The organism is Rhodopirellula sp. P2 (genome assembly GCF_028768465.1).
Taxonomy (GTDB): Bacteria; Planctomycetota; Planctomycetia; order Pirellulales; family Pirellulaceae; genus Rhodopirellula.
This window is the reverse complement of sequence record NZ_CP118225.1, coordinates 4,215,433-4,230,423: the sequence shown is the minus strand read 5'-3', so window position 1 is coordinate 4,230,423 and position 14,991 is coordinate 4,215,433. Positions and strand designations below refer to the sequence as shown.

Sequence of the window (14,991 nt, the reverse complement as noted above, 5' to 3'; positions counted from 1 at the left end):
ACTTCCGCCGATCGACTTCGCCCTCAATCTTGGATCGGTTCCAGTAGATCCAGGCCGAATCGTTTGCCTTTGTCGACGGCGGGCACCCCGACGGCCATCCATTCCGGCTCCGGGGCGTCCTTGAGATAGTGGTCAAAGAACTGCTGCATCCGGATCGCGAAATCGCGGCGGTTGTGTTCGCCCATCACCCAGTGCGGGTCGCCGTTGTAGTTCAGCATCCAGGCTGGCTTTTCAAGACGTCGCAGTGCCACAAACAGCTCAATCCCCTGGTACCAGGGCACCGCACCGTCCTCGTCGTTGTGCAGGATCAACAAGGGCGTGTTGATTTTGTCGGCAAAGAAGATCGGCGAGTTGGCGATGTACTTCTCGCGGGCAGACCACAAGTCTTCGCCGATCCGGCTTTGAGTCCGCTCGTACTGGAACATTCGGCTCATCCCGCTGCTCCAGCGAATCCCGCCGTAGGCACTGGTCATGTTGCTGACCGGAGCCCCTGATTCGGCACATGCAAAACGATCGGTTTGGGTGACCAAGTATGCCGTTTGATAGCCGCCCCAGCTGTGCCCTTGCATTCCGATTCGATCCTCGTCCACGAAACCTTTGGCGATCAAGTGATCCACGCCGGGAAGAATCGAGTTGGCGGCACTCTGTCCGGGTTCACCTGTCTTGTAAGGAATGTCAGGAATGAACACGAGGTAGCCGCGACTGACATAGAAACTGAAACAGATGATCGAACGACTCGGAGCCGGTTGGTAATAGCTGTGCAGGCTGTCTGATTTTCGTTCGTAGAAGTAAACCAGCATCGGGTACTTCTTGGACGGATCAAAGTCATCGGGCTTCATCAGAATCCCATCGAGCTGTTGGCCATCCTGGGCTTTCCAGTGTGTCAGTTCCGCGGTGCCCCACGTGTATTCGTCTTGTTGTGGGTTGGCGTCGCTGACTCGCTCGATCTTTTCAAATCCGAGCGTGCTGGTCCAAAGATCGGGGAATTGGCGAAACGTGCTGCGGGTGAACAAGACTCGGTCACTGTCCTTGGCCTTTCGCAGCGACGCGAGATTCTCATCCAACATGATCAGCGGACGCAGGGCACCCTCCTGCGTGTCTTCGTTCTTGCTCTCGCGTTTGAGCGTATAAAACCCGCTCGCCTTGGTATCACGCCGAAACGCACTGAGAATCATCGCCTTGGACGGGTCGATCTCACGCTGCTTCGGATCCAGCCGAAGGTAGCGAAACTGAAGATCGTTTTTGCGTCCCTCACCCTGAGTGATGCAAATCGGTTTCGCCTTCCCAGTTGGATCCAGTTGCCAGATGTCGTGCGAGTCGTAGATCAGGAACGCTTTGTCGTTCTCCAACCACCCTGCTGTTCCGTAGGACGACGGCAACGTGGGTCGATCATCGAGTTCGTCGTGGAGCGGGTGCTTGATCCCCTTGCTGATTTCGATCGTCTTGGCATCCTTGCCTTGGGTCGGCTTCGCAAACCATTTGCTGTGTTCGGCATCAAACCAAACGATGTATTTCCCTTGAGGCGAAATCGCCGCATCCCATCGAACGTTTTCCAACACCAGTTCACGACGCCCCGAGTTGAGATTGACCAGGTAGACGTCCTGGAACCCGGGAACTTCCCACGAAAGCGTCTTTTGGTAGCGAACGTTGGTGTTGGCCACGGCGAGGTTGGAAGGCGATCGCAGGTCGACACGAACCGACGGGAGTTCACTGTCCTCCAGTTGAACGACGCGGTCGGTCTTGAGCACGTATGCCGCGCGGTAGCGACGATTGCGTTCGCGTTCGGCCTCCAACAGTTGTTGCGGTTGCAACTTGGGATCCTGCCAGTGCCAGACATCCACTTTGGCTTTCTCGTCGGAATCCTCCTCGACGTCTTCCCCTTTTGCTTCTGCGATGCGTTGCTTTTCAACGGCTTCGGGAACGGGAGCGGTCGAGAAGTACAGCCGTCGGTCGTCCTCGGAAAAACTCAGGCTGGATTGCGACGCGATCCACCAACCCGAAGGAAGTCCTGCGTCGCCTTCGGTCACCAAACGTTGGGCCTTCTTGGAATCCGCCGTCCACTGATAGACCGCCCAAGACGGCGACTTCGCCGTATAGTCTTCGTGGTTGCTGAGGAAGGCCAATCGTGAACCCTGCTCGTTGAAGGCCAGGTTCTTGTACTCGCCGACACCGGTGGCGATCGTTTTCTGTTTCAAGGAATCCAACTCGATCAGATGCACACCGTCGCGGGGGCCATGCGTCTTCTTCTCGCCTTTGGCTGAATCCTCTTTGGCTGTGTCTTCTTTCGCTGTGTCTTCTTTCGCAGCCGAGTTCTTTTCGTCGGCTTCATTTTCCGATTTCGATGGCTTGCCCGGTTGGGGCGTTTCCGCCGAGGTCACGAATGCGAGACGTTTGCCGCCTTTTGAGAAACGGAAAGAACGCACCAAGGGAAACGTCCGCAAGACCTCTGTGTCGAGGTGGATCAACTTCAGGTCCGTCCCCAGCGGTTTGTCCTTTTTCTCATTCTTCTTTTCCTCGTCCGGTTCTTCTTTGGAACGTGGGGACTCATCTTTCTTTTCCGCTAAGTTGCTTTTGATCACGGACTCAATGCGTCCGCGTTGGCGAGCCACCTCTTCGCGGCTTTTCAATTTCAATTTCTTGGCTGGACGCTGCAGACCTTCCGGTGTGACTTCGTAGACTTCGCGGTCGCCGCTTTGTTTCTTCAGCTCGTCGGGCGTGGACGCCTTTTCCATCAAGCAAGCCACCCAGTCGCTGTTCTCTTCCGGCAATCCAAACGAGCGGACTCCCGTCAGTGTTCTCAACTCACCCGAGTCCAGTTCGAGGATTTGCATGACCGGCTGAGGCATCTCTTCGGGTGGCTTCTTTTGCTTCCGCAGTTCTTCCACCTTCTTCTTCGGCGGCGTGATGCGGTAGATCACAAACCGGTCGTCTCGAGTGAAGCGAGCTCCGGTGCCGCGTTCGATGACGTATTCTGCACCTGTCTTGGCATGATGGATGTGCAACGTGCCTTCCCCATCGATCTCGCCGGTTCGGATGGTGTACAGGATCCAACTGCCGGCGTTGGAAAGGCTTGACCCAGAAACCGTTTTCCAACGGTCGTAGTCACTGTGTTGAAGCATCTTGCGCGTGATGTCTTGCGAATACAGGCTGCTGCAAACAGCCAGCACAGCGACAGTGAGGACCGAAGCCCGGATGCCGGTACGGCGGCCAAGATCAAAAGCAGAAATCATGAAAGTGGGTCCCAGGAAGCAAAGTGAACCGAGTGCCCAAGGATAGTCGCGTTCAGAGAAGATGGAAACTTCCGCCCGACAGCGTGGGGGCATCCACGGAGATTCGCGATCGGCAGCATTGTTTCGCGTAGAATGCGACGCAGACATGATCAACGGACCAGTTCATTCACCCCGCCGCTTGACTCTGGAATTCCTCTGGCGGGCTGAGCACAGCGACGACCATCCCCAACCTGGATCACTCCATCCGCACACTCCCAAAGGACACCCCATGCAAAATCGTCGTTCCACCATCGGTCTGTTGTTGACTCTCGTGTTCGTTGCCTTTTCTGCGAACGCTCAAGCTCAAGGTCGCCGGCAAGCCCAGCCTGGGAAGGAGCCACCCCATCCACCCAAGGTTGGCGAAGTCGCCCCTGACTTTCAATTGATGAATCAAAATGGCGAAGTCGTGTCGCTGAAGTCGCTGACGGCAAAGTCCCCCGTTGTGATGCTTGTCTTGCGAGGATGGACCGGCAAACAGTGCCCGATGTGCAACCGCCAGGTCGGTGAATTTTTGTCCAAACAGTCCGCTCTGTCGGGTGCACAAGTGGTGCTCATCTACCCTGGCCCTGCTGAGTCGCTGGGCGAGCACGCGAAAGATTTCCAAGGGAACAAGTCGTTTCCAGCGAACTATCACTTTGTGCTTGATCCCGACTACAAGTTCACCAACGCTTGGGGACTTCGCTGGGACGCTCCTCGCGAAACCGCCTACCCTTCGACCTTCGTGGTGGGACAAGACCAAAAGATTGTCTTCGGAAAAACGGTTGTCTCGCACGGTGACCGGGCGGATGTCGCGACCGTGGTCGCGAAACTTCCCTGAGTCGAATTCCGGACAAGGTGGAGACGCTCAACGTCAGCGGCCTGTTGATTGAATCCTAACGCAAAGCGTTAAGCAGGTACGCAGGTGTCATCGGGTATGTGAGCCGCTGGCGTTAGCTACGGTTTTCACACGCAACCGGGGCTAACGCCCAAACGGCTCACATGGTTGTGCCCGATCATTCCAGCCGACCTGCTTAGTGTGGGATCGCGTGCCATTGCAACGAGCCGATGGGTCCCTCGCTCACGCGTCGGGTTGTGAACTCGAGTCGATCAACAAGCCGTTAAGCAGGTACGCAGGTGTCATCGGGTATGTGAGCCGTTGGCGTTAGCCACGGTTTTCACACGCAACCGGGGCGAACGCCCAAACGGCTCACAGGGTTGTGCTTGATCATTCCAGCCGACCTGCTTAGTGTGGGATCGCGTGCCATTGCAACGAGCCTATGGGTCCCTCGCTCACGCGTCGGGTTGTGAACTCGAGTCGATCAACAAGCCGTTAAGCAGGTACGCAGGTGTCATCGGGTATGTGAGCCGCTGGCGTTAGCCACGGTTTTCACGCACAACCGGGGCGAACGCCCAAACGGCTCACATGGTTGTGCCCGATCATTCCAGCCGACCTGCTTAGCTGATTCAAAGGAGCCTTTTGGTGACCCACCGGAAGGCTCGCTTCATTTGGCGGCACCATTTTTTGATCGAACAGTTGTTTCGTGACGCTCGTTCGATCAGAGTGGTTCTTTCGCAAGTCGTCAGGAGTCTTTTGGCATTTGAAATTTCATGGCAAACGTCACTGTTCCCACGTGCAACCGGGGCTAACGCCCAAACGGCTCACAGGGTTTTGCCCGAGCATTTCTGCCGACCTGCTTCGAATCCAAAATCTCAGTGCGATGATGGAACGGAATGGAACGCATGAATGACACCGGACAACGTACTCGCTGGGTATTCGGTCTTTTGTGTCTGTTCTTCCCAACGCACTCAGCACTGGCCCAGCAACGCGAATTCGTGACCAGCGACCGTCTGACTCTGGGGACCGAGCGTCTTCGTTCGGCGTCCGTTCGCTTGGGTGATCTCGATCAAGATGGCGACTTGGACATCGTCGTCGCCAACGGTCGGCATTGGCCTCAACAGAACCAAATCCTCGTCAATCAAGGTCGGGCCAAGTTCTCGATCATCCGTCCGCTCGGCATGGATCAACGCACCACCTACGCGTGCGAATTGGCCGACTTCGACGGCGACGGTGACTTGGACATTGCGACCGGCAATGACCTCGCCCAAGGCGAAATTCTCCTGAACGACGGGGGAGGTCGCTTCACCCTTCACTGTGAATACGGCGACGTCACCAGCCTCCGCAGTCTGCTGCCGATTGATCTGGATCTTGACGGGGACGTGGACCTGATCGCAACCTGTCGCGGACGCCCCAATCGCATCTATCTCAATGACAGCCAAGCGAATTTTGAGGCGGGGCCCACTTTCGGGAAAGACAGCGACTCGACCATTGACGTTGCTGCGGGTGACATCAATGGCGATGGACATCTCGACCTGGTCCTGGCCAACCGTGACCGGCAACCCAACGAAGTGCTGTTGGGCAACGGTGAGCTGCGATTCCCCCAGAGCGTGCCGTTTGGATCCGGTGAAGATCATTCACGATCCGTTGCGATCGCGGATCTGAACGCGGACGGAAACTTGGACTGGGTGATTGCGAACATCGGAAGCAAAAACCAAATCTTCTTGGGCGACGGTTCCGGTGGTGTCATGCGTGCGACGGATTTCGGTTCTCACGACAGCCAATCTTACGCGTTGGCAATTGCCGACATGAACCAAGACGATCGACTGGATATCATCGTCGGCAATTTGAACCAACCCAACGCAGTGTACCTGCGCAGCGACAATGATCTGAATTTCGACGAAGTTCCGTTCGGCGATGCTTCTGCAACGTATGGCCTCGATGTCGGCGACCTGGACGGGGATGGCGACGCAGAGATCGTCGTTGCCAACTCCGATGACCTGAACCGCATTTTTCTCAACCGCGTGACCAGACAATGATTCCAACCATGCTGAAACCACTGACGAGTCTATTGACGTTGCTCCTCATCACACTGACTCCTCCGTTGGAATCGCAGTCCCAAACCACGACCGATTGGCCCTCCTTCCGAGGACCGGGCGGTCGCGGCGTCGCCGAAGGTTCAACGATCCCGACAACCTGGAACGCAGATCCAGAAAGCGAAACAACCGCTGGGATGCTTTGGGAAACCAAGGTCCCTGGTCTGGGTCACTCCAGCCCGGTGATTTTCGGCGATCGAGTTTTCTTGCTGACCGCGGTTCCTGACGAGGGCGAAACGGAACTCAACATTGCCGCCGGCGGGAACATTGATGCGGCGGAGGACAGCGGTGCCTACAGCTGGATTGTGCTTTGCTACGACAAGCAGACCGGAAAAGAGCTTTGGCAGCAGACTGCTCACCATGGCGAGCCCAAAGCGACTCGGCACAGCAAAGCGACTCATGCGAACACCAGTGTTTGTGTGGCTGGTGACAGGGTGGTGGCATGCTTCGGCTCCGAGGGGCTGTACTGCTACGACCTGGACGGCAAGCTGATCTGGGACCGTGACCTGGGCGTCGTCGATGTCAGCAAATACGGAATCGGTTGGGGCTACGCGAGTTCGCCTGCGATTCACGATGGTCGGGTTGCTGTGATCTGCGACGATCCCGACCACCCCTTCGTGACCGTTTTGCAACTGTCCGACGGCGAAGAAGTCTGGAGGTCGGATCGCTCCGAGATTTGCGAACGCAGTTGGGGATCGCCGCTGATCCACGAGGTTGATGGGGTCACGCAGATGATTGTCAACGGTTGGCCTTGGATTGTGTCGTATGACTTTGCGACCGGCGAAGAGTTGTGGCGACTCGAAGGCGGAGGCGACAATCCTATTCCAACGCCGTTTGTTTCCAATGGTTGGATCTACATCACGAACGCACACGGCGGCAAGGCACCGATCTACGTTGTCCGCCCCGACGCTCGCGGAACGATCAAGCTGGACTCGGAAGACGAATCCAATCCGCTCGTGTGGAGCGTTGAACGGGGTGGGTCTTACATGTCGACACCGGTTGTCTCAGGCGATTACTTGTACCTGGGCAATTCCAACGGAGTGGTGCGTTGCTTCCACGCGGAAACGGGCGAGAGCGTTTTTCAAAAACGACTCGGCAAAGACGCTGGGGTGATCGCTTCGTTGCTGGCCGTGAACGGGAACGTGATCTGTGCGTCCGAAAACGGCATCGTTTACGTCTTGAAAACGGGGCCTGAATTCGAAGTCTTGGCCGAGAACCCCATGGGCGCCCCCTGCTTCGCAACACCGGCGGTCTCCGACGGCGTGTTGTTCATTCGCACCACCAAGCGATTGGTCGCGATCAGCGAACCGGAGTGACCAACATCCGCCCCGTTTCACTGGGCACGTCCCGTTGGATGACGACGGTCTCGGTCGGTTTAGACAGCGATTGAATCTGTTGAATCGTTCCGTCGTGGCTCTCCAAGACATAGACCGAACCGATCCTCGCGTTGAGCGTGATCTTACCGCCTGGCTGAACGCGTTTGGCTTTGCCACGTCGCCCGGCGGATGTGATCGGGAGCACTCGGACCAAAGTGTCGGTTGCGTTCTCGAAGGTGAGTTTTCCTTTGGAACCATCCGGTTTCCACTGAGCATGAATCGATGGTGTCATCACCAACCCTTTGCGAGGGTGGGTGGCCAGCAACAACGCGGTCAGTTCGTCGATGACGGATGGTTCGGCGGAATCGATGATGCTTTCGGTTTCGGAATCGTCCGTGCGGTGGTCGTAAAGTTCTCGGGCGGTGACTTCTCCGGTGCTGAAGTCTCGCCACTCGACCAATCGATAATCGTTGGTGCGGATGGAATAACCCATGTATTGTTGTCCTTCATGTCGGCGGTAGTACTGGTTGACCGCTCCGTCGTGAACCTTGGCGTCGACATTTCTTAGAATCGGCACCAAACTCGCACCATCCACAAACTTGGGTACCTCGATACCAGCCAGCTCGCACAGCGTGGGATACAGATCGAGCAGTTCGGCCAATTGATCGGTCTGTTGACCGGCACATTCCACACCTGGCCCCGCGATCAGCAGGGGCACGCGAGCGTCGATCTCGTAGTTGGTCATCTTGCCCCAACCTCGATGCTCACCGAGTTTCCAACCATGGTCACTCCACAGCACCACGATCGTTTTGTCGGCCAAGCCCTCTTCTTCGAGCGCATTCAATAAACGACCAATTTGCGCGTCGATGTAGCTGACACAGGCGTAATACGCGTGCATCAGATGACGAGCGTTTTCTGGTTCGACGACACGGTCATCCCAGGGTTTTGGCAGATCCATCAAGTCGACATAGTGAGTCAGTTCGCTGTTGTTGTGCATCGCATAGGCGGGCGAGTTCTTTGGCACATGCTGGTCCGTCAGGACGGGCAGTTTGGCCGGGTCATGCATGTCCCAGTATTTCTTGGGTGCGACCCAGGCAAGGTGCGGACGGATGTAACCCATCGCGAGAAAGAACGGCTCTTTGGATTGACCAAGCCGGCGCAGGTCCTCAATCGCCATGTTGGTTCGGGCACCGTCGAGGACTTGATCGTCCGGAAGGTCAGGCGACGCCGTGCTGGGGCCACGAAGATTGTTCTTTCGCCAATCGCGTTCAGGCAAAGCTTCCTGAGCCTTCTGAATCCGAGCCCGCGTGCCGTCGGGATAAAAAGGCGGCAGCCGAGGAAGATCTCGAATCGGTTCGCTCCACGATGGTGGGTCCGGCGTCGGGTTGTGGTAGATCTTTCCGTGACTGACCGCGGTGTAGCCAAACTTTCGAAACCACTGCGGCAATGTCACCGCGTCCGGCATGGCTTCTCGGAAATGGATCGGCAATGTCCACACACCGAGTTTGTCCGGACGCAATCCGGTCATCAAGCTGGCCCGCGATGGGTTGCAGACCGCGACTTGGCAATACGCACGGTTGAACTGCACGCCTTGCGTTGCCAAACGGTCCATGTGCGGGGTGATCGCGTGGGGATCCCCGTAGCACCCGATCGATGGACGCAGGTCGTCCACCGCGATGAACAAGACGTTCGGGCGATCTTCGTCACCACTCGAGACTTGCGAGGGGGCCACCATCAGAAACGCGAAAATCGCCCAAGCAGAATGTCGTTGCATCTCGGTGCCCGCTGAAAATGGATTGAAAATGAAACACAGAAGGCCAATCGCGAAACCAAACCGGCCCCCAACCAAAAGGCGTCCCTCCGTCAGCATGCTTTTCGGAGGCTCGGCACCTCGCTTACCCAATCAAACCATAACAACTTTCCTTCCGTGTTTGATTTCCCGCGGCACGTGTGGCTGTTGGAATGCCTTCAGCCTGAGTTAACGGATGAAATGAGAGGGTGGAGATTGATCACTGCAATCCTTCAGGCGGAAAGCACTGATTGTTCACCAGGTTGCAAACCAAAGAGTGCAGGCAAGCACCGCTGGATGGAGGCACAATGAATCAACAAGCTCATCAAAGCTTGGTCGTGGCGTAAAAGCTCATCATGCTGAAAAACATGGCCGAAGCGGTGACGACGCTGATTGCGATCACGATCCCGCCGATCCAACGAGTGCGTTTGATCTGCCACCACATCAACAATCCGGTCACGCCCCAGGTGACCATCGCAATTGCCATCGCATCGATGAACAGCGACCAAAAACGGCGTCCATTCCAGTGGGGCGGTTGGCCGTGGGAAGTGTGGAGACGCACGAAGAATGCACGCGGTGAAAATCCGTCTTCGCCGGTGTACCGGGTCACATCCAAATGACCGTCGCGAAGAACGTAGGTGACGCGAACGGGCTCGCCATCGACGTTGGCTAAGAAGTTCAGTTTGCTCCATCCTAGAGGTTCCAGCTTTTCGGTTGAGTCGATTCCCACTGCACTCAAGACCGTTGGCACGGTTTGCTCAGCAACTTTCACTGGGTTGGGGATGAGATCAACGCGGTTGATCTCCAGCAGAACAGGTTCCATGGGCTCTCGGTTTTCCGGGAAGGTCGCCACCCAAGCCGATTTGTCCACCGGGTTCAGATGAACGGCATGACGGATCCCCGCGTCCTCGATTTGAAACCCAATTTCGTTTGTGAATTCGGGTGGATGATCGGGATTCAGCTCGATCGATGAATCGGGAGCAGCAACGCGCATCGCGTCGACAACTTGTTCGGCCAGCTCATTCTGATCCGGGAGATCCGCCCAGGCAGAATCTGCCAACTCACTCGCATCGACTTGCTGCATGACTGCTTCCGGGAACAAGCCGACATGATTGAGCATGGCCCCCGTGGCGCCGTACAAAAACACCCACGGCAAAAGAAACAGTCCGACGTAGAGATGAACTCGCCGCAGAAACATCAGCACTTTGCTGCGGGCTTTTCGTGAACGGCGAATCGGTTTTGATGCAGGGGGATCGTTGGAATTCATTCAAATGTCACTTGGGAGTGTCGCATCGTTTTGCGTGCGACCGAAGCGGGTTGGGCAAGATGGCGGAACGCTGCTCGCCACTCCTCCAAGCGTTCAAAGATCGCTCTGGCAAGCCGTTTCCCCAGAACGTTGCCCAGCGACTCCCAAAATGCAAGCCGGGACCAAACCTTCAGGTCCGTGGTGGAACGCATCTCGATGCAACGGGAATGGACCACCGTTAACAGCGATCCCCCCTGCCGAATTGCAATTCAACGAATTGCATCGATCAAGCTCATCGGACCAGCAGCGGCTCAGTAGTCCATGACTTTGTCGGCTTCGATCAGCATTTTGCCGAGCATTGGAAGCGTTGCGATATCGGCATTGCGTTTGAGCCCTGGGTCAGTGATGTGCGCCGACTTGGCACAATGCGGGCACACCAGGACTTTGCCGCCGCCAGCTGCAAACTTCTCGTAGAGTTCTGCGAGCGATGGCGAGTCGGGTCCCCAATTGAATTTCAGTTCCTGCTTGCGTTCGGCAATGCGGACTCCCTCAAGGTCCACAAACAGCGTCACGTCGGCGCCGTAGTCTTGCATCAGGTTGGCAACCTTCACCGCCATGAAGCAGCGGTGCAGATCGTCGGTGAAGTGAGACAGATGCACCACGACCTTTTGACCACTCCCGTCCACGGCTGCCTTTTCCTCGGCCTGGGCTGACGGACCCGCCGTGGCGGTGATGAGCGCGGCTGCAACGAGACCGATGCGGAACATTTGTTTTGTCATCGACATGACTGAACTCCTGAAGTGGATTGAGATGGGACCAAAGGGTGCCAGCAAGAATTGGCAAACGTCATGCCACCAACAAAGTGGCGTCGCCAAGCCGCGATGAGACGACGCATGTGTGCGTCCGTGGACGTTCTGCGCGCCGGATGCACACACAGCCGTGAAGTTATGATGGGTTTCTGAATTGGTACTGAAGCTGCAATCCTGGCTCCTGCATTCCCAGCAGGCATGGCTTGGAATGCCAGCCTCGCCTCAAACAAGAAGCCACCGCATGAATTACTTTGAAAACAGCAAGATTCTGGTTCCGATCGACTTCTCTGATCAGTCGAAGGAAGCCGTTCAGACAGGCGTCAAGATTGCAGGCAAGAAGGAAAATGTGTCGGTGCTGCATGTGGTGGACCCAGCCCAGTTGTACGGCTTGGACGACAACGGCGGGTATGAACTTGGCGGAGGAATGGCAGCCGGAACGTTCAATTGGGATGGCGCGTCACAAATCGATGCGGATCACGAAGTCACGGCCATGAACCAAATGAAAGAATCGTTTGGCAGCGATGAGTTCCGGGGCGTTCAATTCTTCACTGCCGTTGACAGCCCGACGGAGGGCATCACGCGGTTTGCTGCCGATCACAAGATCGATTTGATCGTGTTGCCATCACACGGTCGCAGCGGCGTGAAGCGATTGCTGCTGGGATCGGTCGCAGAACACGTCGTCCGAGCGGCGCATTGTCCCGTTTTGATTCTGCGACGTTGAGACAATGCAATTCCGCCTTGGAACCGAAGTTTCAGTTCCGAGGTGACCCGACGGCCAATCAAGTGTCCAGCTCACACCCTCGCAATCTTTTCGCGAATCGTTTCTGCGTCGTAGACGATCGGACTGCCGGTTGGAATTTCCATCCCCACGATGTCCGCGTCTGAGATCTCGTCGAGATGCTTTCGAAGCGCCCGGATGGTGTTGCCGTGAGCGACGACCAACACTGTCTTTCCGATCATCAAGGCGGGCGAGATCGTCGCTTCCCAGTAAGGCAGACAACGCGCGATCGTGTCCTGCAAACTCTCCCCTCGTGGCAATTCGGATTCGGACAGCAAAGCATAGCGACGATCGAAACCTGGGTAGCGATCATCCGTGATATCCAGAAGTGGTGGGCGGACGTCGAAACTGCGTCTCCACTTCAACACTTGATCCTCCCCCAACTGTTTCGCTGTCTCAGCCTTGTTCCGCCCCTGCAAGGCACCGTAGTGCCGTTCGTTCAGTCGCCACGACCGTTCCACCGGCACCCACATTTGGTCCATGGTTTCAAGAACCAACCACAATGTTTTGATGGCACGTTTCAACACGGACGTGAACGCGATGTCGATTTCCACACCATCGTGGAGGAGTGTCCGGCCGGCCTCATGAGCTTCTTGGTGCCCTTGGTCCGTCAAGCCAACATCGGTCCATCCCGTGAACCGGTTTTGACGGTTCCAGACGCTTTGACCATGACGTAGCAGAATGAGTTTTCCCATGACGTCCTCATCTCACTCGTGAAATTTGCCAGGTCAGTCGAAGCCCCATGAACAGCGCCAACAGACACCCCAAAAATCCGGGGACTGAAACACCGAACAACTGAGGCGACACGCCACTGCTCCACAGCGACGCGGAACCGACAAACAACGCCGCCGTCAAGATTCCCATCACCAAGCGATTGACGACAGGTTCCAAGCGACGATGCTGCAGATGGACGTCAAAGTTGCCCTGCTTCAAACTGTGGAGCACATCCGCGAGATCTTTCGGCAGAATGCTCAACAAGTGGTCCCATTCACCCACTCGGGATTTCATGCGTTCGTAAACACGTCGCGGTGACAACCGTCGACGCATCGCCTGTTCCCCGTAAGGTTGCAACAATTCCGCCAGGCTGAAATCGGGATTGAGTTGATGAGCGGTGCCTTCAAGCATGCCCAAGACTTTCAACAACATCGCGACCTTGGCGGGCAAGTAGATTCGATGCTCGCGAATGATTCGGATGACATCTCGCAAACAAGCGGTGACGTCGAAGTCGCGAAGACTTTGATCGGCGTAGTCATCCAACAAGTCTTGAATTTCACACACCAAGGCGGGTTCATCAAAATCCAGTGGCACCTCGCCAAGTCGCACGACGATCTCAGTGATGCTGGCAGCGTCGCTTGTGACGGACGCGATCAAGGCGGCTTCCAAATCGTCGCGAAGACCGCTGTCGATGCGACCGACCATTCCACAGTCGAGAATCCCAACTCGGGGCATAGACGTTTCCTGATCCGGCTGGGGCACCCCCGGAAGAATCATCAGGTTCCCCGGATGTGGATCGGCGTGGTAAAAGCCGTCCCGAAAAATCATGTCCAGAAACACGGTTGCGCCACGCAAAGCAATCGCCGTCAAGTCGGCTCCCGATGACTCCAGGGCTTCCTTGTCCGAAACACTGACGCCAACCAGGCGTTCCATCGTCAAGACGCGCCGCGAACTCAGCTTGGGATACGGCGTCGCGAAATGAACGTTTGGTTCGTCGACGAAGTTCTTGCGAAACCGATTCATATTTTGCAGTTCGCGATGAAAATCCAATTCGCGAATCAGCGATCGTTGGAACTCACGAATGGTTTCCACGGGCCGATACTGCCGAAGCCGGTTGGATTGCTGCTCGGCGATTTCGGCCAGTTTTTGCATGATCTGCAAATCATTGACGATCCGCCGTTCGATCCCGGGGTGCTGGACCTTGACGACGACGTCCAATCCTTCCGGTGTGGTCGCACGATGAACCTGTCCGATCGAAGCGGAGGCCAGGGCAACCGGATCGAACCAGGAAAACAGTTCGTCGATGCCCGCTCCCAACTCGGATTCGATCATCGCAATGACCGCCTCGGGCGGGTCGCTGGGCGTATTGGCTCGCAGTTGTGCCAACTCGCACGCCAGTTCGGTGCCGACCAGATCCTCACGAGTGCTGAGAACCTGTCCAAGCTTGATGAACGTGGTTCCCAAATCCGTCATCGCGACGCGAATGCGTTCTGCGGTGGTGAGCGATTCGTCATCGCGTCCCACTCGCAGTCGCTCCCGCCAGACCGACGGAACACCGGAAATCCAATCAGCCAACCCGTGCCGGGCGAGGATCGTGACGACCTCGCGAAAACGTTCGGCGTTGCGGATCAGTTGCGGGACTTCGATCAGTTCCATCGGTCAAATTCTTTCTTTCATGCGACTCACCAACGCGACGTTTCAAACGGCCGCGTCGAGAGTGGCTTTGAGCATCGCGATGTGGGCCATCACGGTGTGGTGATGCTTTTTCAAGCGTTCATGGGCGTCCCGCAGATGCTGATGACGCGTGGCTTCTTTCACGTGCTCTGCCGTGGAGTGCGCCGTGGGTTCCGTTTCATTGCGGAAATCAGCGGCCACGACGTGTTCGTGCTGCAATGCTGTGGCTTCGTGCGAATCGATCTGATCCACATGAGCGTCCAATGCCGCCGTGTGTTCGGTCAGCCGTTCGGCGATTCGGTTGAGCTCTTTCAATGCGTTCTGGTGCCCTTGTTGCCAGATATCGATGTCATCCCGCCACATGGCGACATCGCTTTCCCATTGACGGTGGTCATGGTGCATGGCTTCATCTTTGTTGATTACGTCTGACTTGGACATGGGTGTGCTCCTTGAAGCAGGTTGAAGTGATACCCCTGTACTTTGCAC

At 56.4% G+C, this 14,991-nt stretch carries 11 protein-coding genes; 4 read left to right on the top strand and 7 right to left on the bottom strand.

From position 1 onward, the window contains the following. Positions 1-23: 23 nt before the first annotated feature. Positions 24-3,230, bottom strand: coding sequence for a S9 family peptidase (locus PSR62_RS14900; RefSeq protein WP_274403792.1), 3,207 nt, complete (start codon positions 3,228-3,230; stop codon positions 24-26). 268 nt (positions 3,231-3,498) lie between these two features. Between PSR62_RS14900 and PSR62_RS14895 the strand changes: the two genes are divergently transcribed. The 3 genes from PSR62_RS14895 (at position 3,499) to PSR62_RS14885 (ending at position 7,495) form a co-directional block, all read left to right on the top strand. Continuing rightward, entirely contained in the window at positions 3,499-4,086 is a 588-nt protein-coding gene (locus PSR62_RS14895; protein ID WP_274403791.1) for a peroxiredoxin-like family protein, read from the top strand. 902 nt (positions 4,087-4,988) lie between these two features. After that, positions 4,989-6,122, top strand: coding sequence for an FG-GAP repeat domain-containing protein (locus PSR62_RS14890; protein WP_274403790.1), 1,134 nt, complete (start codon positions 4,989-4,991; stop codon positions 6,120-6,122). 8 nt (positions 6,123-6,130) lie between these two features. Next, positions 6,131-7,495 (top strand): outer membrane protein assembly factor BamB family protein, encoded by a 1,365-nt coding sequence (locus PSR62_RS14885; protein WP_274403789.1) that lies wholly within the window; start codon positions 6,131-6,133, stop codon positions 7,493-7,495. Here PSR62_RS14885 and PSR62_RS14880 read toward each other — a convergent pair. The 3 genes from PSR62_RS14880 to PSR62_RS14870 all read right to left on the bottom strand — a co-directional run bounded on the left by PSR62_RS14880 (position 7,479) and on the right by PSR62_RS14870 (position 11,315). Further along, positions 7,479-9,269, bottom strand: coding sequence for a sulfatase (locus PSR62_RS14880; protein ID WP_274403788.1), 1,791 nt, complete (start codon positions 9,267-9,269; stop codon positions 7,479-7,481). The two genes, PSR62_RS14885 and PSR62_RS14880, sit on opposite strands and share 17 nt — an antisense overlap. Before the next feature lie 340 nt (positions 9,270-9,609). Next, the gene (locus PSR62_RS14875) at positions 9,610-10,551 is read right to left on the bottom strand and encodes a PepSY domain-containing protein (RefSeq protein WP_274403787.1); all 942 of its coding nucleotides are present in this window, start codon (positions 10,549-10,551) and stop codon (positions 9,610-9,612) included. A 290-nt stretch (positions 10,552-10,841) separates the two neighbouring features. Then, entirely contained in the window at positions 10,842-11,315 is a 474-nt protein-coding gene (locus tag PSR62_RS14870; protein WP_274403786.1) for a DsrE family protein, read from the bottom strand. Positions 11,316-11,580: 265 nt separating this feature from the next. On the opposite strand from PSR62_RS14870, the gene PSR62_RS14865 reads away from it, so the two are divergent. Further along, positions 11,581-12,060: a universal stress protein gene (locus PSR62_RS14865; protein WP_274403785.1), complete on the top strand. Its 480-nt coding sequence runs from the start codon at positions 11,581-11,583 to the stop codon at positions 12,058-12,060. Positions 12,061-12,131: 71 nt separating this feature from the next. Here PSR62_RS14865 and gpmA read toward each other — a convergent pair whose 3' ends face one another. The 3 genes from gpmA to PSR62_RS14850 are packed head-to-tail and all read right to left on the bottom strand — an operon-like array spanning position 12,132 to position 14,943. Continuing rightward, positions 12,132-12,812 (bottom strand): 2,3-diphosphoglycerate-dependent phosphoglycerate mutase, encoded by a 681-nt coding sequence (gpmA, locus tag PSR62_RS14860; RefSeq protein WP_274403784.1) that lies wholly within the window; start codon positions 12,810-12,812, stop codon positions 12,132-12,134. A gap of 7 nt (positions 12,813-12,819) precedes the next feature. Further along, entirely contained in the window at positions 12,820-14,487 is a 1,668-nt protein-coding gene (locus PSR62_RS14855; RefSeq protein ID WP_274403783.1) for an ABC1 kinase family protein, read from the bottom strand. A gap of 42 nt (positions 14,488-14,529) precedes the next feature. Then, positions 14,530-14,943 carry a hypothetical protein gene (locus PSR62_RS14850; protein WP_274403782.1) on the bottom strand — a complete coding sequence of 138 codons (414 nt, stop codon included), beginning with the start codon at positions 14,941-14,943 and terminating at the stop codon, positions 14,530-14,532. Between the last annotated feature and the right edge of the window lie 48 nt (positions 14,944-14,991).